This window comes from Streptomyces sp. NPDC101191 (assembly GCF_044767915.1).
Classification (GTDB): Bacteria; Actinomycetota; Actinomycetes; order Streptomycetales; family Streptomycetaceae; genus Streptomyces.
In genome coordinates this window covers 106,274-127,854 of the sequence record NZ_JBIWOU010000014.1, presented here as the reverse complement: position 1 = coordinate 127,854, position 21,581 = coordinate 106,274, and the positions used below count along the sequence as shown (strand labels likewise).

Sequence of the window (21,581 nt, the reverse complement as noted above, 5' to 3'; positions counted from 1 at the left end):
CCCCGGCCCACCCGCTACACTGACCGCACGCCTTGCCTTCGTAGCTCAGGGGATAGAGCACCGCTCTCCTAAAGCGGGTGTCGCAGGTTCGAATCCTGCCGGGGGCACAAGCCAAAAGGGCACCTACCGATCTTGGTAGGTGCCCTTTGACATCCCCAGCTGACATCAACGGCAGCGGTCGGCCGAGGACAGCCGCGAGCGCGCGGAACGAAATGCAGGTGCCGGCTGCCGGGCCTGGCAGGCAGGATCACGCCATGTCGACCGATGTCAGCGGAATGATCGAGTGCAGACCGGGGCCCCGGCTGTGGGGCCGCAAGATGAGGACACAGTCTGGGAAGCGGGCATCGACCTCTTCGTGCTGAACAGAGGCAACGCTTACGACGGCCTCGCGTGTCTCTTCGGCATCCGCAACTCCTTCGGCTTCCGTCCGCTTGCTGAGGACCGTGGCTTCCCGGATGACGCGTCGGAAGGGTTGCGTCGTGAGTTCGTCGGCTACGGCGGCCCCGACTCCGTGTACGGGACGACATGGGTGACCTGGGCCGAGCTGTCCGCCACGGACTGGCAGGAGACGAACGCCTCCGGCACACGAAGTCGTCTGCCGCAGGGACCGACTCCGACTGGGGCCGCGTCTGGAGCGTCATGCGCATCCTCAGCGAAGTCCACGGCTCGGAGAACGTGCGTCTCGTCGTCTGATTCCACTGACTCGACCCCGCGCTGAAGATGGGGGCGGGCCGGACAGCATCCAGCGCACGCAGCCGCAGTCGGGACGGCCCCCAGGCCGCTGTCGCTTGCGGAACTGCTCAGCGGTCATCTTGCGGTCGGTTCACTCCGCGATCCGCGAGGCGGCTGTTTCCCACGGCCTCGGCTCCACCACGTCTTCGTCATCATCGGCGTCTTCCCGGTACCACCCTGTTCCAGCGAGCCAGATTTCGAGCCACTCGGCCAGACTCCCGGCGTCGACGAACCAGGCGGCGGCTCCTTCGTCCGCCATGGCGTTCGGGTCGAAGAGGAGGACCATGCCGGTCTCGCTGAGGCAGTCCACCGCGGCGTACATGGCGCAGCCCCAGTCGAGGATCGGCAGCACTCCAGCTGGCCAGTACGGTGTTTCTCCCTCGGCCGAGGCGGATCGTTCGGATTGGTACTCGCTCAGTGCCGTACGTCCTGGCCCAATCAGCGGAAGAAGCTGGTAATCGGGGCCGTAGCCACCGTTGGCCACCTCCCGATACAGGCTCGCCAGCAGGGGCGGGAGGGCGAAGCCGAGAATTGCCTCCGTCTCGGCAACCTCCTCGGCAGTGGCAACGGGAGGCAAGGCCGTAGAAGTGGCCTTGGCCTTCGCCGCTACGCGGGGAACGAGATCTTCGATGGCTTTCACGTTCGGGATCCTGTCAGGCACCTACGACAGAAAGCGCCGTCCTGTCGGGTCCCCTTGCAGGTGCCGCCAGCCGCACAACGCCCTGATCAGGGAAAAGGCGCCAGGGGTGACGCGAAGACCCCCAACCGAGGGTGGTTGAGGGGCTTGGCATGAAGCGCCACGTCAACGGTGGCGATCGGGCCGATTCCGCTTAAGAAGCCGGTCCATATGGCTGATCGCCTCGCGCTGCGTGTCCTGGACCACGTGCGGTGACACGTCCATCGTGATGCTGATCTGGCTGTGCCCGAGGACCTCCATCACTACCCGGGGTGCAGCCCCGGCGACGGTGAGTAGCGTTGCCGTACCGTGCCGGGCGTCGTGGAGCCGGATCATGCGGAGGCCTGCGGATGCGGCGACACGGTGCGCGGCTCGACGGGGCGGCCGGTACCCGTGGTGAAGACGCAGCCGCCCTCCTGCCCCTTCTCCCCCGCCTTGGCCCGCTGATCGTTCCGCTTCATCCGGTGCCACCGGAGGGGCGCAACGCACAAGGCGGGCAACGGTACGACCCCGCCGGCGGCGCCCCTTGGGGTCGTCGTCGTACAGGACGCCGCGTCGGCGCTGGGTCTGCTGGCGGACGTAGATAACCCGTTTGTCGAGGTCGACGTCCGCCCAGCAGCCCGACCAGCTCTCCCCGCCGCAGCCCCATGGCGATGGCGAGGACGAAGGCCGCGTACAGCAGATCCCGCCGGGCGACGCCGAAGAAGGTGAGCGTCTCGTCCAGGGACCACGGACTCAGCTCCCGCGCCTTCGTCCGGGGCGGCTCGACGAGGGAGGCCACGTTGCGCGTGACCAGTTTTCTGCCAGCGAGTCAGAACATCCCGCTCGGCTCGCGTGACATGCCCCAGACCAGCCCCCTCGATCAGCTGGTCGTATGGGTCAGGTCGGTGCCGCCGGCCAGCTGTCAGGCGAACGGCACCGACATCACTCAATCGAGTTCAGTAGCGGGCGAGGGTCCAGTTCGTGAGGCGGTCCACGATGTCGAGAACCGACCTGCGTGCCCCGGCGGAGATGAACGCGAAGACGACGAACGAGGGGATGAGCGCCACGATCACGACCAACGCGGGCAGCAAACGGACCACGGTGGTGCAGAAGTCCAGCAGGGCGCGGAGGGTCCGGGTCTGAGACAAGAGGTCGATCAAACGGTCCAGCAAGGTGCACTCCTCGGATACGCGAGCGGGGTCACCTGGTGTCCGACTGAGGGCATACGTCTCCCTCGGACGGTGCCTTGTCAAGGCAACCAAGCTAATGAAGAACCCCGCTGGCCCGCGTTTCACGAGTCAGCGGCAGGTTCGAAACCTGCTGCGCATCCCTGTCTCCCTGCATATCGACCTACGGCGCCGGACAGCAGTCTGGCGGACAGCTGAATTTACTGACCGTCACACTGTCATTCAAGAGCGAATTTTAGTCACTGTCTAGAAACGCTCGAAGCTACTGCCTCAGCTTGAATGCGTGATGTCGGCCAGTCGTCCGTGATCAGGCCGGTGCTGGTCAGACAGCCGTCGACCAGGTCCGGACGGTACTGGATCTGCTTGAGCCTGCGCTTGACGGCGCGAGTGATCTGGCCGAGGTCGGCTGCGGCGAGGTTGCCGATGTCGCGTTTGACCAGTGACCAGAGGCCCTCTTGCGGGTTCAAGTCCGGTGCGTAACGCGGAAGTTGGAAGACGGTGAGCCAGTCCGCGTGGTCGGCGATGAATCGGCGCATCGCCTCGACCAGGTGCATGCGCAGGTTGTCCCAGACCAGCACGATCGGGCCGCCGAGCTGGATGTGCGCTCTGACCAGCAGGTCGCACAGGTCGCGCCAGCCGATGCCCTTCGGCTCGCCCTTGCGGCCCCGGTACTCGCGGACCGAGTAGAACGTCCGGGACCGCTCCCCCGGCTTGTAGCAGGCCAACCCGGCTATGGACACCCGGCCCGAGCCCCGGCCACGGACCCGGACCACTGGCGTTGAGCCCTTGCGTCCCCAGCTTCTCGCTCGCGGCGGCGTCATCGACTGCCCGGCTTCGTCCTCGAAGAGGATCCAGCCGTCACATGCCGCCGCGGTGCTCTTACCTGCGGCCAGGTCTCCTTCTTACAGACCTCGACCGCCGCATCGTCACGCTCGATCGCCCGCCGAGCTGGCTTCTGCCAGGACCGGCCGTGCCGCTTCAGCAGCAGCCACGTGCCCTCCACGGTGTAGCTCACGTGGAACAGCCGGCCGATCAGCGTCTTGATCCGGGCCAGGGTCCACCGCTGGTCGGCCCAGCCGTGGACCAGCGGCCCACGCTCCAGTTCCCGTTCCAGCCTCGCGATCTGTGCTTGCGCGATTGGAACCGTGACGTCCGAGTCCGGGAGACGCGGACAAGCCGTAATCATCCGATGAGGAATCCGACTCCGACCAGAACCACCACGAACGTGCCGACGAAGACGGCCGTCTGCCTCCCTACATGGTCGTCCACCGGCTCTTCGGCTTCTTGCCGCTTCTTCTGCCGAGTCAGCCACCCTGCAAATATGATCCGCATGATCACCAGAGTCAGCGCAATCAGAGTGATCACGAAAGCGGCTTCCTTGCTTTCATAGCCCCGGGCAGCCGATTGGGCATATCCGCCCACCAGAAGGACGGTGGGGACGGCCACTGAAGCCAGCTTGTGTCGCCGTGTGGTAGTCATGGAGGCCACGGCAATCCACAGGGCGAGGGCAGAGACGATGGCAAATGCCCACCATCCCGTGGTGGACAAATCGGGAATCAACATGGCCCCCTAGGGTGTGGAATCCAGCTTCCGCACTCGCTCTCAGTGCACCCACAGATGTTAAGCAGGGGTAGTGGACTGCGATCATGCCGGTTCCCGGCAATCTCCGAGCCTGGAACCCGCCCGAACGGCACCCGTGATCGCCCGGACAGGTCCTAAATTGCAGGGACGGCCTGCACGCTGGGCGGAGCGGTCTCCCATGCTCTACCGGATCACGTGCCCAGCCTTAGCGGCACAGCCCCATCATGGTGTCGTCAAAGTCGGGGAACTCCCGTGCGGCGTCCGCGATGATCGCCGGTGCCGAGGCTTGGCAGCCCGGGGCGTACTGCTGCGCGATGGCCGCCAGGTCTTCGTTGACCTGAGGAGCCCAATCGGGCTCGGGCTCGTACGATGTGGCGGCCTCCCAGGGGCCGAGGCCGTCGGCCAGCAGCCACAGGAACGCACCGAGGTCGCCGGCAACGACTCCAGTCTCTCCTTCGGAGCCCAGAAAGACGATGGGCTGCTCCACCAACTCCCGTCCCGGGCGGACCAGCCAGAACGCCGCGTACCCACCGGTGCCGTCCTGGCCGAAGACTCGGAAGGCATCGCCGTCCAGGTCGCCGTTACCTGTCCACGCACGGAACCAGTCCGTCGTCTCGTCGGCGCTTAGGAAGGACACATAGGGTTCGAAGTCCACACCATCCTCGCCGATACATGCGAGCCGGACCGCCATGGCAGCGGCGAGAGCGGCGGGGAACTGGCGATCTTCCTGCGGGATCATGCGCACAGAGTAGCGATCACTCCAGTCCCGGCAGCACCGCTCGACACACGACTGCCCGCGGCATCTGACATCCATCGCTGACATCAACGATGGTGAACAACAGCGGTAGTACGCGGCCCCTCTCAGCGGCCACAAGCAGCGGGCTGCCCCCGGCAATGGCCGCCCGACCGAACTCCTGAAAGCCGGTGTCGCAGGTTCGAATCCTGCGGGGGGCACAAGGGAACGGGCCCCTCCGCCGTCGTGGCGGAGGGGCCCCGTCCAGTAGCGGCCCGGAAAGCAAGGGAGAGCAGAGCTCACCGCATGCTCAGCCGCTCTTGTACATCGTCACCGAGATGGTCTGCTTCGTGCCGTCGTTGAAGTCGGTGCGGTCCCACACCGAGATGTGCGAGCTGTCCAGCATTCTCAGGTGCAGCACCTCATTGGCATTGCTCCAGTTGTAGTAGAAGAACTGGAAGTTCCGATCGGGGCTGTCTCCCATTCTTCTGGCTCCCCAGCTGCAGATGCGCGACTTGTCGTGCTTGCATACGGACCAGGCCTTTGCGTAAAGGTGGCAGTCTTCTCCCTGCCAAATGTCGATGCGCTTCAGCCTTGAGTCGGACGAGCGCCACTTTCCGTTGAACCGGTCGGCGGAGCACGAGGCGGCTGCTTCTTTCGCCGAGGTGACCGTGATTACGGCCGAGAGGGAGAGCGTCAGGGCGGCCGTCACGAGCAGCGCCATGATCTGGCGTAGGGGGCGGCCGACAGAAGAGGCGTAGGACATCGCGAACCTCCGGTGGCAGGTGGCAGGTGCCGGCACGGAATCGGGTCGCGTCTGACGGCATCGGAAGTAATCCCCGGGTGATTTCGACGAATGCCTCGCTGTGCCGTCCGGCCCGAGACTCGTCGGCCCCCTCGCCCTGCTAGCGCCACGTATTCAGGCGGGTGAGTGCCGTTTAACCCCCACCTACTCCAGACCAGCACTCCTGGATCCTGATCGCAAGTCAGGACGTCCTGCCGTGCGCTCCGTTCCGCGCATCGATTTCAACGATGAAGGTGGTGCACGGTGGACGGGACAACGAATTCGGGCGACCGGAATGTCAGCGCAGTTCGTCCGGGCAGGCGGTTCCCCGGGGGAAGAGCTTGTACGGGGCCGCAAGGCGGTAGGTGCCGGCCTTGGGGGCGAGGAGTTCGGTCCATTCGTCGCCCTCCGCGTCCGGCTCCACCTTCAGGAGGCAGCCCTCCTTGTTCGCGAAGACCTTCGGCAGCTCGGTCTCCGAGGCCTCGCGGGCCTTCTTCGAGGCCTCCGTCTCCTGCGGGGGCTCGATCTTGCCGCCGTTCTCGTCCAGCAGGGCGAGCCACGGAGAGTAAGGAACACGGATCTTGATGCGGGCCGGGCGGTCGAGGCGCAGGACGACCTCGTTGGCCTCCGCGCGCTGCACCTCGGCCGGCGCGTCGGCGAGCGGGGTCGGATCGGTGACCTCGTACAGGCGCCAGTTCGCGTCCGACCAGACCTGCTTCAGGTAGTGCAGGCCGTCGTCGACCAGCTCCGCCTCGCGCTGGGCGCCCGAGTCGGGGGCGCCGGTCGGGAGGACGACGTAGTGGACGGCCCAGCGGTCGAGCCAGTCCTGGTAGTTCGTGGCGTTGAGCGTGTCGTCGTAGAAGAGCGGGTTGCGCTCGATGTCGGCCTGGCGGTTCCAGCCGCGGGCCAGGTTGATGTACGGGGCGAGGGCCGAGGACTCGCGGTGGCTGGAGGCCGGCACGACCTCGACCCGCGCCTTCTCCGCGCCGCGCACCTGGAGCTGGTTGATCAGCGGGGCGACCTCGCGCGCCCAGGACGCGTCCGGGGCCGTACGGATGACGTCGTCGACGCCCTTGAAGCCGATCCAGAGGTTCAGGGACGCGAAGGCCAGGACGATGGCGTACCAGCGGCGGGTCCGCGGGCGCGCGTACGGCAGGGCGGCGAGGAGGACCACGCCGGCGAAGAGCATCACGAGGCGGCTGACGTTCGAGCCGATCTGCGAGTCGACCAGCCAGGTGAGCAGCGTGCCCGCCGAGTAGACGGCCGCCGCCGTGCGCACCGTGGCCCAGTCCTTCGGGACCAGCACGAGGACGAGGACGCCGAACAGGAACGGCAGGCTCGTCGACATCAGGCTCATCGGCTGCGTCCCGGAGAAGGGGAACAGCCACGCCGACAGCGCCACCACCGCCACCGGCGCCAGGCCCACGGCGTACGCGCCGGGGCGGCGCTTGTTGAGGAAGAGCGCCGCCGCGACCACGCCCAGGAAGAGTCCCGCCACGGGACTGCACGCCGTCGCGAGGCCGGCCAGCGGCGCGGCGACCCCGGCCTTGGCCCAGCGTTTGAAGCGCCAGCGGTGCGGCCAGCAGAAGACCGCCGCGACCGAGCCGAGCGCGAACATCATGCCGAGGCCGAAGGTGACCCGGCCCGACAGCGCGTTGCAGAGGAAGGCGAAGACGCCCGCGAGCGCGCACGCCATCGGATTGCGCACCGCCCGCACCCGGACCAGGATCAGCGCCGTCAGGGCCGCCGACAGGGTCCCGGCGACCATCATCGTCGTACGGACCCCGAGCAGGGACATCAGGTACGGGGACACCACGCTGTACGAGACCGGGTGCATCCCGCCGTACCAGGCCAGGTTGTACGCCGAGTCCGGGTGCCGGCCCACGAACTCCGCCCACGCGTCCTGGGCCGCGAGATCGCCGCCGCTGTTGGCGAAGAAGAAGAACCAGAGGATGTGCGTGAACGCCGCCGCGGCCGTCGCCACCAGCACCGGATAGCGCCTGCGGCTCCGCCAGGGGCGGGGCGCGGCGGGCGGCTCCGCCGGCGGCCGTGGGGCCGGGAGTTCTATTCGCGAAGGCGAAGAAGAAGGCGATGAGGAGTTCATGGGTGCAGCCTCGGCAGCGCGTGTCGGCTCGGCGGTGGTCAACTGCGGCCCTTTCCCGTGCTGCCTCTACTGCCCTTCTCTCGTCCCCGAAGAACGCTAACAGCACGGGCGCCCGGGCGAGGCCCGGGCGCCCGTGGGGGTCAGCCCAGTCGCGTCAGCTTCTCGCCGAAGCCAGGCTCCACCAGGTCCTTCTGCAGCGCCACCGGAGCGCTGACCTGGCCGGTGCCGGTGCCGATCGACACCTGGCCGACCACGTCCCCGGCCTTGCCGTGGTGCGGCAGGGCCGTGCCGCCGGCGCCGAGCGCCAGGTCCACCTTGAGGCCCGGCCAGCCGACCGCCTTCAGATCCTTGGTCGACACGACCGGCGTCCGGCCGCCCAGACCGTCGTCCACATAGCCGACGACCTGGCCCTTCTTGACCACGGCGGCCGACGTGACGTCCGACTGCGCCTTCTGGATGACCTTCAGGCTGTTCGCGATCGCCAGGTCCAGCTTCTGGTAGAGCTGGGGGGCGTCCTTCGCCCCCATGACGATGCCGAGGATGCGGCGCTTCTGGCCGTCGACGACCGTGTTCGCCGCCCACAGCAGGTTGCCGCCGGCCGGGGTGGACGAGCCGGTCTTGATGCCGGTCACGCCCGGCTCCAGCAGGATCTTGTTGTTGTTCTCGATCCGGCCCGGGATGCCGTCGACCTCCACGTACGGCATGTCCACGATCTCGCGGAACACGTCGAACTGCATGACCGCCTTGCCCAGCTTCAGCTGGTCCAGCGGCGTCGACATGGTGGTCGACTGCAGACCGGACGGGTCCGTGTAGGTCGACCCCGTCATGCCCAGTTCCTTGGCCGCGGCGTTCATCTTCTCGACGAAAGCGGCCTCCGAACCGGCGTCCCAGCGGGCGAGGAGCCGCGCCACGTTGTTGCCGGACGGGATCATCAGGAGCTGGAGGAGCTCCTTCTCCGAGTAGGTCTGGCCCTCCTTGATGGGGGCCGTCGACTCGTTCTTCGCCTTCGCCTGCTCACCGGCGGTCCTGTCGACCTCGATCTCCGGACCCTTCTGCGTCCCCTTGATGGGGTGGTCACGGAGGATCACGTAGGCCGTCATCGTCTTGGCGACGCTCGCGATCGGCGCGGGCTTCTGCGCACCGTACGTGCCGAGCGAACCGACGCCCTCGACCTCGGCGGCGCCCTGCCCCTCGGTCGGCCACGGCATCTGCAGCGTGCCGCCCTCGAAGGTGTACGTGGGGGCGGCGGAGAGCACGAGCTTGGGGTCCGGCAGCGGGCGCACGAACTGTACGACCGCAAAGACGACCACGAGCAGCAGAAGGAGCGGGGTCCAGATCTTCACCCGTCGCGCGGTGGTGCGCAGCGCCGTCTCCGGCGGGGGCGGGGTGTTCGTCAGCTCCGCCAGGATCTCCAGCGGCGGGCGCGGCGGCAGCGGCTGCTGCCGGGTCCGCTCCGGCTCCGTCAGGGACGACGGTACGGGCGCGGGGGCCGGCGCGGCCTGGCTCCCGGCCGCGGCGTCCGCCTTGGGCTCCGCGGCCGGCTTCGGCTGCGGCGTGGACTTCGGGTGCTCCTGGGTGATGTCCCCCTGGAGCGGGCGGAAGGTGGACGGCGGCAGCTTGAGCGCGGTCGTCGGCTGGTCGACGGGGGGCGCGACCGGCGGCTTGACGGCCTTGAAGACGGCGGTCGGCTGGTCGACGGGCGGCGCCGCGGGCTTCGACCCGGGCTTCGACTCCGCCGCTTCGGGCTTCGACTCGGCCTTCGCTCCGGGCTTCGACTCGGCCCTCGCTTCGGCCTCGGCGCCCGACTCCGCCCCGGCGTCCGGCTCGTCCGCCGCCTCGGGCTCGGCCTTCGGCGTCTCCTCCGCCGCGGGCCGCGCCTGCGGCGTGGCCGCCTTGCGTGCGGCGAACCACGACTTCCCGTCGGCGTCGCGGTCGGCCTCGGCCACCCCGTCGGCCTCGTCGGCCTCAGAAGCCGCAGGTGCCGCAGGAGCCTCAGAGGCCTCGTCCGCGTCCGCCGCGTCCGCCGGAACCCCGGGCTTCACGCCGGACCCGTCAGCGGCCCCGCCGAGGGCCTCAGGCGCGTCCTCGGAGGCGCTCCCGTCCTCGGAGGCCCCGGGCGCGTCCTCGGCAGCCTCGGGCGCGCCCTTGGAGGCCGCGGAGGCCTCCGGCACGTCCTTGGTCACGATCTTCAGGACGACGGTCCCGTCCGAGCCCGCACCGGCGGCCTCGACCGCAGCCTCGGCGGCCTCGACCTCAGCCTCGTCGTCGCCCCCGGCCGTCCCGGCCTCGTCCTCGCCCCCGACCGTCCCGGCCTCGTCGCCCTCGGCCGCGGCCTCTGCCGCACCCGCCTCGACATCCGCGTCCCCGGCGCCCGCGTTCCCGGCGTCCGCCTCCTCGGCCTCCGCGCCCGCCGAGGACGCGTCCTCCGCACCCGCCTCCACGGCCCCCGTGTCCCCGTCCTCGGCGACCACGGAGTCCCGCGCGGTACCGGAGTCCTTCACGGCCGTCCCGGACTCCTCCGCAACCGCCGCGTCCTCCGTCGCGTCCTCCGTCACGGAAGGACGGTCCTCCGGCGCCGTTCGCGGGGCCAGGGCCCTGAAGACGGCCGTCGGCTGGTCCACACGATCCCGGAGGACGGACAGTCGCGGGTCCCTGCCGTCGTCGCCGACCGCACTCTCCCGCTCCCGCTGCTCCGCCTTGTCGGGGGACTCGCCCGCCACCGTGCCTCCTCCATCGCTCATGCGTACGTCCGAACCATCTACCAGTGTCCTGTGTGAACCCCTTGGCCCCGTGCTAGACGAGAACGACATACCTGCCGGTTCCCGTACGAAGCACCCAGGCGCTCTCGACAGATGAATGTGAGAGGGGTCACCCTGTCATTCATCCACGCGGGGAGGCATGGATGGGCAGGAGCCGCAGAACTATTCCGGAGGAGCTTCTGCTGCTCGCTCTGGACCCGGCCACGGGTACCACAGCGCAGCCGCAGTCGCTCGACCTGGGCCTCGCCGGAGCACAGCTAGTGGAGCTGGCTCTGGCAGGACGGATAGCCCCTGACGGGGATCGTATCGCCGTGGTGATGCCACGGCCGACCGGAGATCCGACTCTGGACTCCGCACTGGAACTGCTGCGCAGACGCGGCAGTCCGGTTCGGGCCGTCCACTGGATCGGCGGACCCCGACTGGGGCTCCGTCAGACGTATCTCTCGCATCTGGAGCGATGCGGCATGGTGCATGCCGTGGAGACCCAGATGTGCGGGGTGTTGCCGACGACTCGCTACCAGGCGACGGACACGGCTATCAGTCGGGAGATCCGTTCCCGGCTGGACAGTGCGATCCGCACCGGCGTACCGCCGGACCCGCGGACCGCGGCGCTCGCCGCGCTGGCCCACGCGGTCGGTCTCGGCAAGCACCTGTACCCCGGCAACGAAGGACGGTCGTCGCGGTCCCGGCTGCGCGACCTCATCCGGCACGACCCGATGGGCGGTCTCGTCGCGCACGCCGTGATGGACGTCCAGAACGGCGTGGGCGCGCAGCCCCGCCGGAGCGCGGCGGCGGGCGGCGTGCCGTCCCAGCCGCGCCGCGGAACCATGGCGCGCGCCGCCATGTGAGACGCACGCACGCGCACGGCCCGCTCCACCGGATCCACCCGAACCACACCGGGAGCCGCGTACGTGTGCGGGACGGCCGTCCTGACGGCCGTCCCGCACCGTTGCGTTGTCGGCATTTCCCAGCGCACACCGCACCTTTGGTGGCAGTCTGCCAAGCAGTAGGTACTCACAGCTACGCATCGCAGACAGCAGCCGGAGGTGCAGTTTCCGTGGCGTCCAGTGTCAACCCCACCGTCAGGCGACGCCGATTGGGCCAGGAGCTGCGCCGGCTCCGCGAGGCGAAGAACATGACGGCGGAACAGGTCGCCGAGCGCCTGCTCGTGTCGCAGTCCAAGATCAGCCGCCTCGAGAACGGCCGCCGCTCGATCAGCCAGCGTGACGTCCGCGATCTGTGCGGGGTGTACGAGGTCGAGGACGAGCGGGTCGTCGACTCGCTGATGCAGATGGCCAAGGACTCGCGCCAGCAGGGCTGGTGGCACGCCTTCGGCGACATCCCGTACAGCGTCTACATCGGCCTGGAGACGGACGCGGAGAGCCTGCGGGTCTACGAGCCGCAGATCATCCCCGGGCTGCTGCAGACGCACGGGTACGCGGAGGCCGTGATCACCGGGGCGCTGCCGGAGTCCGCGCCGGCCGACATCGACAAGCGGGTCACCGTCCGCACCCGCCGCCAGGACCGCATCAAGGACGACGAGCGTCCGCTGCGCCTGTGGGCGGTCATCGACGAGGGCGCGCTGCGCCGGACGGTCGGCAACCGGCAGCTGATGGTCCAGCAGCTGGAGCACCTCATCGAGCAGTCGCACCTCCCGCACGTGACCGTGCAGGTGCTGCCCTTCCACATGGGCGCGCATCCGGGCATCAGCGGGCACTACGCGATTCTGGAATTCCCCGACACGTCCGACTCCTCGGTGGTCTACATCGAGGGCGTGACGAGCGACCTGTATCTGGAGAAGGCGCAGGACGTCGCCAAGTACAGCGTGATGTACGAACACCTGCGGGCCCAGGCGCTGAATGCGGAGGACACCCGCGAGTTCGTGTCGCGCATCGCCAAGGAGTACGCCGACGGAAAAGGGGCGTAACGGGGGCGTCGGGGGCCGAATGCCGCCATTCGGCCGGGGCGGGAGGGGAAGGAGCAGGTACGGTACACCCCCGACTCGCCCCGGCGGAAGCTCAGTTGGAATATGCCATCCGGTCGGGTGAACGACGGTCCCATGGGACGGGGCCTGGGCAGTAGCGTCGATCACGCCAAAGCAAGAACGTTGGCGCGACACCTACTGGCAGCACTCGCAGAACCGGAGTTGAGAAACATGGCCATTATCCAGGGCGCGACGGACAACTGGACGAAGTCCTCGTATTCCGGAGGCAACGGGGCCTGCGTCGAAGTGAAGTCCCCCGTCGTGCAGGCGATCGCCGTGCGCGACTCGAAGGCCCCCGAGGGACCTTCCCTCTCTTTCGGACCGGGATCGTGGAACGCGTTCGTGGGCGAGGTGAGCGCCGGGGCCCTGTGACCCGGCGCCCGACCTCCCCGTCCCATGGAATGAGCCCTCTCGCCCGGTCCGCCGTCCTGGTCGAGGGGGCTCGGCCTTTGCCCCGGGACTACCGCAGTTCGTCCACGTAGCGGTCCGTGCCCGGGACCGTCGGGATGAAGGGCGCGACGAGTTCCGTCCGGCCGCCCCACTCCCCCGTGAGCGCCTCCAGGCCGGCGAAGGAGTCGGTCCAGCAGTCGCGCGGGTCGCGCTCCAGGAACCACAGCAGGGTCAGCCGGGTGTCGACGCCCTCGACCTGCTTCACGTAGGTCATCCTGTCGCCGGGCAGCGGCGTGGGGCGGAAGACGGTCACCATGGCCGCGGGCGAGCCCGCGAGCAGCCGCGGGAGCTCGCGGGCGCGCAGACGCTCAAGGAGCGCCGCCCGCCGCTCGGGGCCGTCGGTGTCGATCACCTGGAGGACGAGGCCCGCGTACGGGTGGTCGAGGGCGTGCAGGTCGCGCGGACCGGCCGCTCCGTCGCGGTAGACGGTGACCTCGTGGTCCTGGAACGACGTGAACACGTGGGTGCGGTCGTGGTAGACCCGGGCGTCCCGGTTGAGGCGCCGGTTGATGGCGACGGTCCACTTCATGTGGTCGTCGTAGCGGCCGTCGGTGATCCAGTACGTGGAGAGGTAGCAGCCGGCGGTGACCGGCTGGGCGATCGCGGACTTCTCGGGGCCGCGGAGTTCCTGGAGCGCGCGGGTGGCGACCCAGCGGCGGCCGGCGAACATCCAGGGCATGGCCATGGCTCCGGCGTAGTAGTGGTCGTCCTCGTACCAGCGGTTGTAGGCGTACTCGTGCCCCGGGTGCGGTTCCACCATGGTGATCAGGGCGTGTCCGGGGTGCGTCCCGTACGGGCCGACCGCGGCCAGCTCCGCGTACGTCCCGCTCCGTGTGTCGACCGGCTTCTCCTCGCTCATCCTCGTTCCCCTTTCCCTTCCCTTGTGGGCGACTCGCACCTACTCTGACGGGCCGTCAGATCGATGAACAGGCCCAGGGAGGCACCGGATGGCGTTCCAAGGACTGCTCCAGGGAAAGACCGTGATCGTGTCGGGTGTGGGCGCCGGGCTGGGCCACCGGGTGGCGGAGACGGTCGTACGGGACGGGGGCCGCGCGGTGCTCGGCGCGCGCACCGAGGCCAACCTCGCCAAGTCGGCCGCCGAGATCGACCCTGACGGCACGCGGACCGCGTACCGGGCCACCGACATCACCGACGAGGCCCAGTGCGAGGCTCTCGCCGCGCTCGCGGCCGAGCGCTTCGGCGGGATCGACGCGGTGGTCCACGTGGCCGCCTGGGACTCGTACTTCGGCGGCCTGGAGGACGCCGACTTCGACACCTGGCAGGGCGTCCTGGACGTCAACCTGCTCGGCACGCTGCGGATGACCCGGGCCTGCCTGCCGGCCCTGAAGGAGCGGGGCGGCTCGGTCGTCCTCATCGGCACCCAGTCGGCGGTGGCCGCGCCCTCGCAGGTACGACAGGCCGCCTACGCGGCGTCGAAGGGGGCGCTGACCTCGGCCATGTACTCGCTGGCGCGCGAGCTCGGGCCGCACCGGATCCGGGTCAACACCGTGCTGCCGGGCTGGATGTGGGGGCCGCCGGTCCAGGCGTACGTGCAGTTCACGGCGCACACCGAGCGGCTGCCGGAGGCCGAGGTGCTCGGTCGCCTCACCGAGCGGATGGCGCTGCCGGAGCTGGCGACGGACGGGGACGTGGCGGACGCGGCGGCCTTCCTCGCCTCGGACCGGGCGCGAGCGATCACCGGGCAGTCGCTGCTCGTCAACGCGGGGGAGCTGATGCGCTAGCCGGGTGCTCCTCGGGCACCGGCGCCCTTCGCCACCGGCGCCGGCATGCCCGCCAGCACGCGCATCCTTCGCCACCGGCGCCACCCGGCCGCGCCGACCACCGGGACAGGTTCATAGACATGAACAAGGGTCAGTAAACAGAACGATTTTACTGCCCCTTGACCCTCCATTGCATTGTCCCCGCCTTGCACGTCCCCACACCATGAACCGCGTTCACAAGGCGGACCGGACCCCATGGAGGGGACGCAATGAACAGTCTCGACTGGGCGGTGCTCATCGGCTACTTCGGCGTCATGGTCGCGATCGGCGTCTGGTCCCACAAGCGCGTGGACGACGTCTCGGACTTCTTCACCGCCGGCGGCCGCATGCCCTGGTGGCTCTCCGGCATCTCCCACCACATGTCCGGCTACAGCGCCGTCATGTTCACCGGTTACGCCGGCATCGCCTACACCTACGGCGTCACCTCCTACGTCACCTGGTCCTTCCCGATCGCCATCGGCATCGCCGTCGGCGCCCACCTCTTCGCGCCCCGCCTCAACCGGCTCCGCTCCCGGCTCCTCGTCGCCTCGCCCCTGGAGTACCTGAAGAGCCGGTACAACCTGCCCACCCAGCAGGCCCTCGCCTGGTCCGGGGTGCTGCTCAAGATCGTGGACGTCGGCGCGAAGTGGGCCGCCATCGCCACCCTGCTCTCCGTGTTCACCGGGATCTCCCTCGACCAGGGCATCCTGATCACCGGCGTCATCACGGGCATCTACTGCACGGTCGGCGGCCTCTGGGCCGACGCGCTCACCGAACTGGGCCAGTTCGTCATCCAGCTGCTCGCCGGCGTCGCCATGCTCGTGGCCGTCCTCGGCAAGCTCGGCGGCGTCGAGGCGCTGTGGACCGTCTGGGACCGGCCCGAGCTCCAGGGGCACACCGCACCGACGGCCGGCCCGTACACGCTGACCTTCCTGCTCGCGTACCTCTTCATCAAGACCTTCGAGTACAGCGGCGGCATGTGGAACCAGGCCCAGCGCTACATGGCCACGCCGACCGCCCGCGAGGCCACCCGCTCCGGCCGGCTCTCCGCCGTCCTGTGGTTCGTCTGGCCGCTCGTCCTGTTCTTCCCCATGTGGTGCGCGCCGCTGCTGGTGCAGCCGAAGAAGCCGGACGCCTCGGACGCGTACGCGCTCATGACCGAGCAGCTGCTGCCGCACGGCCTGCTCGGACTCGTCGTCGTCGGCTTCTTCTCGCACACCATGGCCATGTGCTCCTCCGACGCCAACGCGATCGCGGCCGTGTTCACCCGGGACATCGCCCCCGTCCTCAGCCGGGCCGCCCGCTCCTGGAGCCGGCGGGCCGGTCTGCTCGCCGCGCGCCTGTCGACGATCGCCTTCCTCGGCCTGTCGATGGCGGTGGCCACCCAGGTCGACTCCCCCACCTTCAAGGACATCATCACCGTCGTGATCAAGTGGGTGGCCGGGCTCATGGGGCCGATCGCCATCCCGTTCATGCTCGGGCTGCTGCGCACCTTCCGCCGGTCGGGCCCGACGGCCGCGCTGGTCTCGTGGGCGGCCGGGCTCTTCGCCTTCTGGCTCACCAACTACGGCCTGGACGGCGTCGAACTGCAGATCCAGATCGTCGCGCCGCTGGCCACCTCGCTGGTCCTGTACGTCCTGATCGGCTTCGTGAAGCCCGAGGCCACCCCGGACCGCGACGCGCTCCTCGACCGGATCCACAGCGACGGGGACGGCGCGGCCGCCGTCCCCGCTCAGGGCGGCGACCGGACCGGTCAGCCCCTCGGGTAGCGGGTCAGCCAGCCGGACGTCGTCTCCCCCGGCCCGTGCAGGGCGGCCCCCTGCGTCATCTCCATCGCGAAGTCGTCCGCGAGCTCCAGGACCGTGGCACGGCCCTCCAGTTCGGCCACCCAGGCCGGCGGGAGGGCCGTCTCGCCGTGCAGGGCGCCGAGCAGCGCCCCGGTGAGGGCACCGGTCGCCGCCGAGGGGCCGTCGTGGTTGACCGCGAGACGCAGCCCGTGCCGGACGTCCTCACCGACCAGGGCGCAGTACACGGCCGCCGCCAGCTGCCCCTCGGCCCGGTCCTCGCCCGCCCCGAGGGCGGTCACCCGCTCCGCGTCCGGCGTCCCCTGCCGTACGGCGCCGAGCGCGGCCTCCAGGGCCTCGGTGACCGGGGCGTGGCCCGTGCGCGGGGCCAGCTGCCCGATCGCCGTGCGGACGGCCCCCTCCACGCCGTCGCCGCGGGCCACACCGTGCACGACGACCGCGAGGGCGCCGGCCGACAGGTACGCGGCGGGGTCGCCGTGCGTCTGCGCCGCGCACTCCACCGCCAGCTGGCAGACCAGCTGCGGCTCCCAGCCGACGAGCAGCCCGAAGGGCGCCGAGCGGACCAGCGCCCCGCTGTCCGCGGCATCCGGGTTCTTGGGCCTCTCCAGGGTGCCGAGGATCTCGTCACCGAGGCCGGTGAGGCAGGCGCGGGCCGGGTCCCGGCGCGCGTACAGCCACTCCTCACGGGCCAGCCAGCCGAGGTCGCGGCGGCGCTCGTCGGGGCCCCAGTCCCGCTGGGTGGCCGCCCAGCGCAGGTGCGCCCGGTGGACGTCGCTGGGCGGGTGCCAGGCGCCGGTGTCACGGCGGACCTGCGCCCGGATGAGGCCGTCGACGGTGAACAGGGACAGCTGCGTGGCGGCGGTGACGGCGCCCCGGCGTCCGTAGGCGACGGCGAGCTCGGTCAGGCCGGCGGGCCCGTGGAGCCGGCGCAGTTCGGCGAGCGGATGCCCGGCGGCTCCGGCGCCGAGCGCGTCGCCGACGGCTCCGCCGAGCAGGCAGCCGCGGACCCTCGCGCGGAAGTCCTGCTGTTCGGTGCGGCCCCACACGGCCGCGGCTGTGGTGGTCACGACGTGCCCTCCCCCCGTACGAGCCGTACGAGTTCCCCGTACACACCGGTCTGCTCAGCACTGTAATAGACCGGATGCGCTCGTTCAGGGGCCGAAGCGTTATGTGATCCGACGCCCTTCAGTCCGTTTTAGGTGGTGTTTCGACCGCAGTTCACCGGAAATCCCCGCTTGGCCCGACGAGGCGGCCCTCTCCCGTCTCCCGGCCCCGCAGGCGGACGTCCGCGCCGCTCGACGTCCGCCCCGGGTGCCTGGAACGTCCTCCGACGAGAGGGACACCGGGTACGGCTCCTTCCGTGCCCGCCCCGGGAAGGCCCGCGGCCTCGGCCACCAGGAGCTCAAGGGTTCGACCGCGAGCTCCTGGTGGGCCGGGTCCCTACTCCGTGACGAGCGGCAGCAGCTCCGGCAGGTGTCCGTCCGAGGCGCGCGCCGCGCGCTGCCGCTCCTCCGGGACCTCCCCGTACAGCGTCGTACGGGGGCGGGACGGGCGCCCGGCCGCCTCGGCGATGGCCTCCAGGTCGCGGATCGAGCGGTACGAGCCGTAACTCGAGCCCGCCATCCGGGAGATGGTCTCCTCCATCAGGGTGCCGCCGAGGTCGTTGGCGCCCGAGCGCAGCATCTCGGCGGCGCCCTCCGTGCCCAGCTTCACCCAGCTGGTCTGGATGTTGGGGATGCGCGGGTGCAGCAGCAGCCGGGCCATCGCCGTGACGGCCCGGTTGTCGCGGACGGTCGGGCCGGGGCGGGCGATGCCCGCGAGGTAGACCGGCGCGTTGGTGTGGATGAACGGCAGGGTCACGAACTCCGTGAAGCCACCGGTCTCGCGCTGGATGCGGTCCAGGGTGCGGAAGTGGCCGAGCCAGTGCCGAGGCTGGTCCACGTGCCCGTACATCATCGTCGACGAGGAGCGGATGCCCAGTTCGTGCGCGGTGGTGACGACCTCGATCCAGGTGGCCGTGGGCAGCTTGCCCTTGGTGAGCACCCAGCGGACCTCGTCGTCGAGGATCTCGGCGGCGGTGCCGGGGATCGAGTCGAGCCCGGCCTCCTTGGCGGCGGTGAGCCACTCCCGGATCGACAGGCCGTTGCGGGTGGCGCCGTTGACGACCTCCATCGGTGAGAAGGCGTGCACGTGCATGCCGGGCACGCGCTGCTTCACCGCCCGCGCGATGTCGAAGTAGGCGGTGCCGGGCAGGTCCGGGTGGATGCCGCCCTGCATGCAGACCTCGACCGCGCCGACGTCCCAGGCCTGCGCGGCCCGGTCGGCGACCTGGTCGAGGGAGAGGGTGTACGCGTCGGCGTCGGTGCGCCGCTGGGCGAAGGCGCAGAAGCGGCAGCCGGTGTAGCAGACGTTGGTGAAGTTGATGTTCCGCGTGACGATGTACGTCACGTCGTCGCCGACCGTGTCGCGGCGGACGTCGTCGGCGAGCGCGCACAGGGCGTCGAGGGCCGGCCCGTCGGCGTGCAACAGGGCCAGGGCCTGCGGGTCGGTGAGCCGGGTCGGGTCGTCGGCGGCGACCGCGAGGGCCTCGCGCACGTCGGTGTCGATGCGCTCGGGGACCATGCCGGGCGCGGCGGCCTCGCGCAGCGCCTCCCAGTCGCCGTACACCTCGTCGAAGTCCTCGCGGCGGTCACCGGTGCGGCCCGTGGTGTCGATGGTGCGGTGCAGATCGGTGCGGCCCGCGCCGGTGAAGGCCTCGTCGGGCTCCTGCCAGGGCAGTCCGCGCACGGGCGCGTCCGGGTCGGCGAGTCCGGTGGCCGGGTCGGCGAGCGCCCGCACGTGCGGGAGCAGCCGCGGGTCGAGCCAGGGCTCGCCGCGCTGGACGAACTCGGGGTAGACGCAGAGGCGTTCGCGCAGATCGAAGCCGGCGGCGCGGGAGCGCTCGGCGAGCTCGTCGATCTGCGGCCAGGGCCGTTCCGGGTTGACGTGGTCGATGGTGAGCGGGGAGACCCCGCCCCAGTCGTCGATGCCGGCCGCGATCAGGCGCTCGTACTCGGCGTCGACGAGGTTCGGCGGTGCCTGGAGGCAGGCGCTCGGTCCCATGATCAGCCGGGCGACGGCGACGGCGGCCACCAGGTCGTCGAGCTCCGCGTCGGGCATGCCGCGCATCGCCGTGTCCGGCTTGGCGCGGAAGTTCTGGATGATCAGCTCCTGGATGCCGTGGTAGGCACGGGCGACCCTGCGCAGTGCGAACAGCGACTCCGCGCGCTCCTCGTAGGTCTCGCCGATGCCGAGCAGCAGGCCGCTGGTGAAGGGCACGGAGGAACGGCCGGCGTCCTCCAGGACGCGGAGCCGCACGGCGGGCTCCTTGTCGGGGGAGCCGTGATGGGGGCCGCCGGGCTCGCTCCACAGCCGGGTGGCGGTGGTCTCCAGCATCATCCCCATCGACGGGGCGACGGGCTTGAGCCGCTGGAAGTCCGTCCACGACATCACGCCCGGGTTGAGGTGCGGCAGGAGCCCGGTCTCCTCCAGGATGCGGATCGCCATGGCCCGGACGTACGCGATGGTGTCGTCGTAGCCGTGCGCGTCGAGCCACTCGCGGGCCTCGGGCCAGCGGTCCTCCGGCTTGTCGCCCAGCGTGATCAGGGCTTCCTTGCAGCCGAGTTCGGCGCCCCGGCGGGCGATGTCGAGCACCTCGTCCGGCGACATGAACATCCCGTGCCCGGCGCGGCGCAGCTTGCCGGGCACGGTCGCGAACGTGCAGTAGTGGCACTTGTCGCGGCACAGCCGGGTGAGCGGTATGAAGACGCTCTTCGAGTACGTGATGACCCCGGGCCGCCCGGCCGCCGCGAGCCCCGCGTCACGCACCCGCCCGGCCGTGCCGACCAGGTCCGCCAGATCCGCCCCCCGTGCCTGCAGCAGCACGGCGGCCTCGGCCACGTCGAGCGCGACCCCGTCCCTGGCCCGCTTGAGGGCCCGGCGCATGGCGTTCTCGGTGGGGCCTGAGCTGCGTGGTGCCTGCTGATCCGTCATGGACCGAGCATACGAGCGGGTCACAGGTACCTCGCGAAGTCGTCCAGGACCGACAGCACCTCCCGCTCACCCGCCGGGGGCAGCTGGAGGACGACCTCCTCGCAGCCCAGCTCCTCGTAGTGGGCGAGCTTTCCGGGGCTCGGGAGGACCGCGTACGGGACGAGCTGGAGGGCCTTGGGATCGCGGCCGGCGCGCTCCCAGGCCTCGCGCAGAACCGGCAACGTCTCCGTCAGACCGCGGCCACCGATCGGCATCCAACCGTCGGCGCGGGCGGCGATCTGGGCGAAGAGCTTGGGGCCCGCCGCGCCGCCCAGGAGGATGCGCGGGGCGCCGCCGCGGGGTTTCGGCCAGGCTTCCGAGGGACGCACGGAATGGCCGAAAGCACCCTCGTGGGCGGTGGGTTCGGGGGCCCACAGGGCGCGCATGAGGTCGAGGCGGTCGGCGCCGAGCTCGCGGCGGGTGGACCAGGTGACGCCGTGGTCGGCGGCCTCCTCACGGTTCCAGCCGTAGCCGACGCCGAGGGTGAGGCGGGCGCCGGAGAGGTGGTCGAGGGTCGCGATCTGCTTGGCGAGGACGATCGGGTCGTGCTGGGCGATCAGCGTGACCCCGGTGCCCAGGCCGAGCCGCTCGGTGACGGCGGCGGCCTGGCCGAGGGCCACGAAGGGGTCGAGGGTGCGGCCGTACTCGCGGGGCAGCTCGCCGCCCGCGGGCCAGGCGGTGTCGCGGGAGACGGGGATGTGGGTGTGCTCGGGCAGGTAGAGCCCGGCGAAGCCGCGCTGTTCGAGCTCGCGGGCCAGCCGCACGGGGCCGATGGTCTCGTCGGTCAGAAAGATCGTGGTCGAGATCCGCATGGGGGCACGGTAGGGGGTGCGGCGTGGATTTCCGAGGGGTGCGGCCGAGATACGGCGCACGTCCTCCCGTCGTTCACGCCCCGGTACCCGACCTGCTCGGCAGGCCGGGTACCGTCGCTCGCCGACGAACCCGGCCGGGGGGCGATCCTGGCCGGGCTACG

General features: G+C 70.3%; 17 protein-coding genes, 2 tRNA genes and 2 pseudogenes. 7 read left to right on the top strand and 14 right to left on the bottom strand.

Features of this window, described 5'->3' with window-relative positions; translation table 11 throughout:
• Window positions 1-34: 34 nt before the first annotated feature.
• A tRNA-Arg gene (locus ACIRQF_RS36225) sits at window positions 35-107 on the top strand.
• A 716-nt stretch (window positions 108-823) separates the two neighbouring features.
• On the opposite strand, the gene ACIRQF_RS36220 is transcribed toward ACIRQF_RS36225, so the two are convergent.
• The 7 genes and pseudogenes from ACIRQF_RS36220 to ACIRQF_RS36190 form a co-directional block, all read right to left on the bottom strand.
• A complete protein-coding gene (locus tag ACIRQF_RS36220; RefSeq protein WP_404099000.1) occupies window positions 824-1,372 on the bottom strand; it encodes an SMI1/KNR4 family protein in 549 nt (182 codons plus the stop codon).
• A 162-nt stretch (window positions 1,373-1,534) separates the two neighbouring features.
• Window positions 1,535-2,207, bottom strand: a pseudogene (locus ACIRQF_RS36215) (tyrosine-type recombinase/integrase); the annotation flags it as partial.
• Window positions 2,208-2,346: 139 nt separating this feature from the next.
• Window positions 2,347-2,538: a hypothetical protein gene (locus ACIRQF_RS36210; RefSeq protein ID WP_376636880.1), complete on the bottom strand. Its 192-nt coding sequence runs from the start codon at window positions 2,536-2,538 to the stop codon at window positions 2,347-2,349.
• A 278-nt stretch (window positions 2,539-2,816) separates the two neighbouring features.
• Window positions 2,817-3,398 (bottom strand): transposase, encoded by a 582-nt coding sequence (locus ACIRQF_RS36205; RefSeq protein ID WP_404098997.1) that lies wholly within the window; start codon window positions 3,396-3,398, stop codon window positions 2,817-2,819.
• Window positions 3,395-3,715: pseudogene (locus ACIRQF_RS36200) on the bottom strand (winged helix-turn-helix domain-containing protein); the annotation flags it as partial. The pseudogene ACIRQF_RS36200 and the gene ACIRQF_RS36205, both read right to left, overlap by 4 nt.
• Before the next feature lie 44 nt (window positions 3,716-3,759).
• A complete protein-coding gene (locus tag ACIRQF_RS36195) occupies window positions 3,760-4,140 on the bottom strand; it encodes a hypothetical protein (RefSeq protein ID WP_404098994.1) in 381 nt (126 codons plus the stop codon).
• A 223-nt stretch (window positions 4,141-4,363) separates the two neighbouring features.
• A complete protein-coding gene (locus ACIRQF_RS36190; protein ID WP_404098991.1) occupies window positions 4,364-4,897 on the bottom strand; it encodes an SMI1/KNR4 family protein in 534 nt (177 codons plus the stop codon).
• Between the two features lie 115 nt (window positions 4,898-5,012).
• Between ACIRQF_RS36190 and ACIRQF_RS36185 the strand changes: the two genes are divergently transcribed.
• A tRNA-OTHER gene (locus tag ACIRQF_RS36185) sits at window positions 5,013-5,112 on the top strand.
• Window positions 5,113-5,201: 89 nt separating this feature from the next.
• Here ACIRQF_RS36185 and ACIRQF_RS36180 read toward each other — a convergent pair.
• The 3 genes from ACIRQF_RS36180 to ACIRQF_RS36170 all read right to left on the bottom strand — a co-directional run bounded on the left by ACIRQF_RS36180 (window position 5,202) and on the right by ACIRQF_RS36170 (window position 10,520).
• On the bottom strand, window positions 5,202-5,657 hold the full coding sequence (locus tag ACIRQF_RS36180; protein ID WP_404098988.1) for a hypothetical protein: 456 nt from the start codon (window positions 5,655-5,657) through the stop codon (window positions 5,202-5,204).
• Between the two features lie 316 nt (window positions 5,658-5,973).
• Complete coding sequence (locus ACIRQF_RS36175) at window positions 5,974-7,821, bottom strand: MFS transporter (RefSeq protein ID WP_382482222.1); 1,848 nt, start codon at window positions 7,819-7,821, stop codon at window positions 5,974-5,976.
• A 98-nt stretch (window positions 7,822-7,919) separates the two neighbouring features.
• Window positions 7,920-10,520, bottom strand: coding sequence for a D-alanyl-D-alanine carboxypeptidase (locus ACIRQF_RS36170; RefSeq protein ID WP_404098985.1), 2,601 nt, complete (start codon window positions 10,518-10,520; stop codon window positions 7,920-7,922).
• Between the two features lie 161 nt (window positions 10,521-10,681).
• On the opposite strand from ACIRQF_RS36170, the gene ACIRQF_RS36165 reads away from it, so the two are divergent.
• The 3 genes from ACIRQF_RS36165 to ACIRQF_RS36155 all read left to right on the top strand — a co-directional run bounded on the left by ACIRQF_RS36165 (window position 10,682) and on the right by ACIRQF_RS36155 (window position 12,894).
• Window positions 10,682-11,386, top strand: coding sequence for a GPP34 family phosphoprotein (locus ACIRQF_RS36165; RefSeq protein ID WP_376636889.1), 705 nt, complete (start codon window positions 10,682-10,684; stop codon window positions 11,384-11,386).
• Window positions 11,387-11,595: 209 nt separating this feature from the next.
• Window positions 11,596-12,465, top strand: coding sequence for a helix-turn-helix domain-containing protein (locus tag ACIRQF_RS36160; protein WP_376636890.1), 870 nt, complete (start codon window positions 11,596-11,598; stop codon window positions 12,463-12,465).
• A gap of 228 nt (window positions 12,466-12,693) precedes the next feature.
• Window positions 12,694-12,894, top strand: coding sequence for a DUF397 domain-containing protein (locus ACIRQF_RS36155; protein WP_376636891.1), 201 nt, complete (start codon window positions 12,694-12,696; stop codon window positions 12,892-12,894).
• 88 nt (window positions 12,895-12,982) lie between these two features.
• On the opposite strand, the gene ACIRQF_RS36150 is transcribed toward ACIRQF_RS36155, so the two are convergent.
• Window positions 12,983-13,831 (bottom strand): hypothetical protein, encoded by an 849-nt coding sequence (locus ACIRQF_RS36150; RefSeq protein WP_404098981.1) that lies wholly within the window; start codon window positions 13,829-13,831, stop codon window positions 12,983-12,985.
• An 88-nt stretch (window positions 13,832-13,919) separates the two neighbouring features.
• Between ACIRQF_RS36150 and ACIRQF_RS36145 the strand changes: the two genes are divergently transcribed.
• Together ACIRQF_RS36145 and ACIRQF_RS36140 are read left to right on the top strand one after the other, a co-directional pair.
• On the top strand, window positions 13,920-14,714 hold the full coding sequence (locus ACIRQF_RS36145) for an SDR family oxidoreductase (protein WP_376636893.1): 795 nt from the start codon (window positions 13,920-13,922) through the stop codon (window positions 14,712-14,714).
• 248 nt (window positions 14,715-14,962) lie between these two features.
• Window positions 14,963-16,501, top strand: coding sequence for a sodium:solute symporter family protein (locus tag ACIRQF_RS36140; protein WP_404098978.1), 1,539 nt, complete (start codon window positions 14,963-14,965; stop codon window positions 16,499-16,501).
• On the opposite strand, the gene ACIRQF_RS36135 is transcribed toward ACIRQF_RS36140, so the two are convergent.
• The 3 genes from ACIRQF_RS36135 to ACIRQF_RS36125 form a co-directional block, all read right to left on the bottom strand.
• Window positions 16,486-17,604 (bottom strand): ADP-ribosylglycohydrolase family protein, encoded by a 1,119-nt coding sequence (locus ACIRQF_RS36135; protein WP_376636895.1) that lies wholly within the window; start codon window positions 17,602-17,604, stop codon window positions 16,486-16,488. The two genes, ACIRQF_RS36140 and ACIRQF_RS36135, sit on opposite strands and share 16 nt — an antisense overlap.
• A 373-nt stretch (window positions 17,605-17,977) precedes the next feature.
• Window positions 17,978-20,569, bottom strand: a complete 2,592-nt coding sequence (locus ACIRQF_RS36130) for a bifunctional FO biosynthesis protein CofGH (RefSeq protein WP_404098976.1) — start codon at window positions 20,567-20,569, stop codon at window positions 17,978-17,980.
• A gap of 20 nt (window positions 20,570-20,589) precedes the next feature.
• Entirely contained in the window at window positions 20,590-21,420 is an 831-nt protein-coding gene (locus tag ACIRQF_RS36125) for an LLM class F420-dependent oxidoreductase (protein ID WP_376636898.1), read from the bottom strand.
• Between the last annotated feature and the right edge of the window lie 161 nt (window positions 21,421-21,581).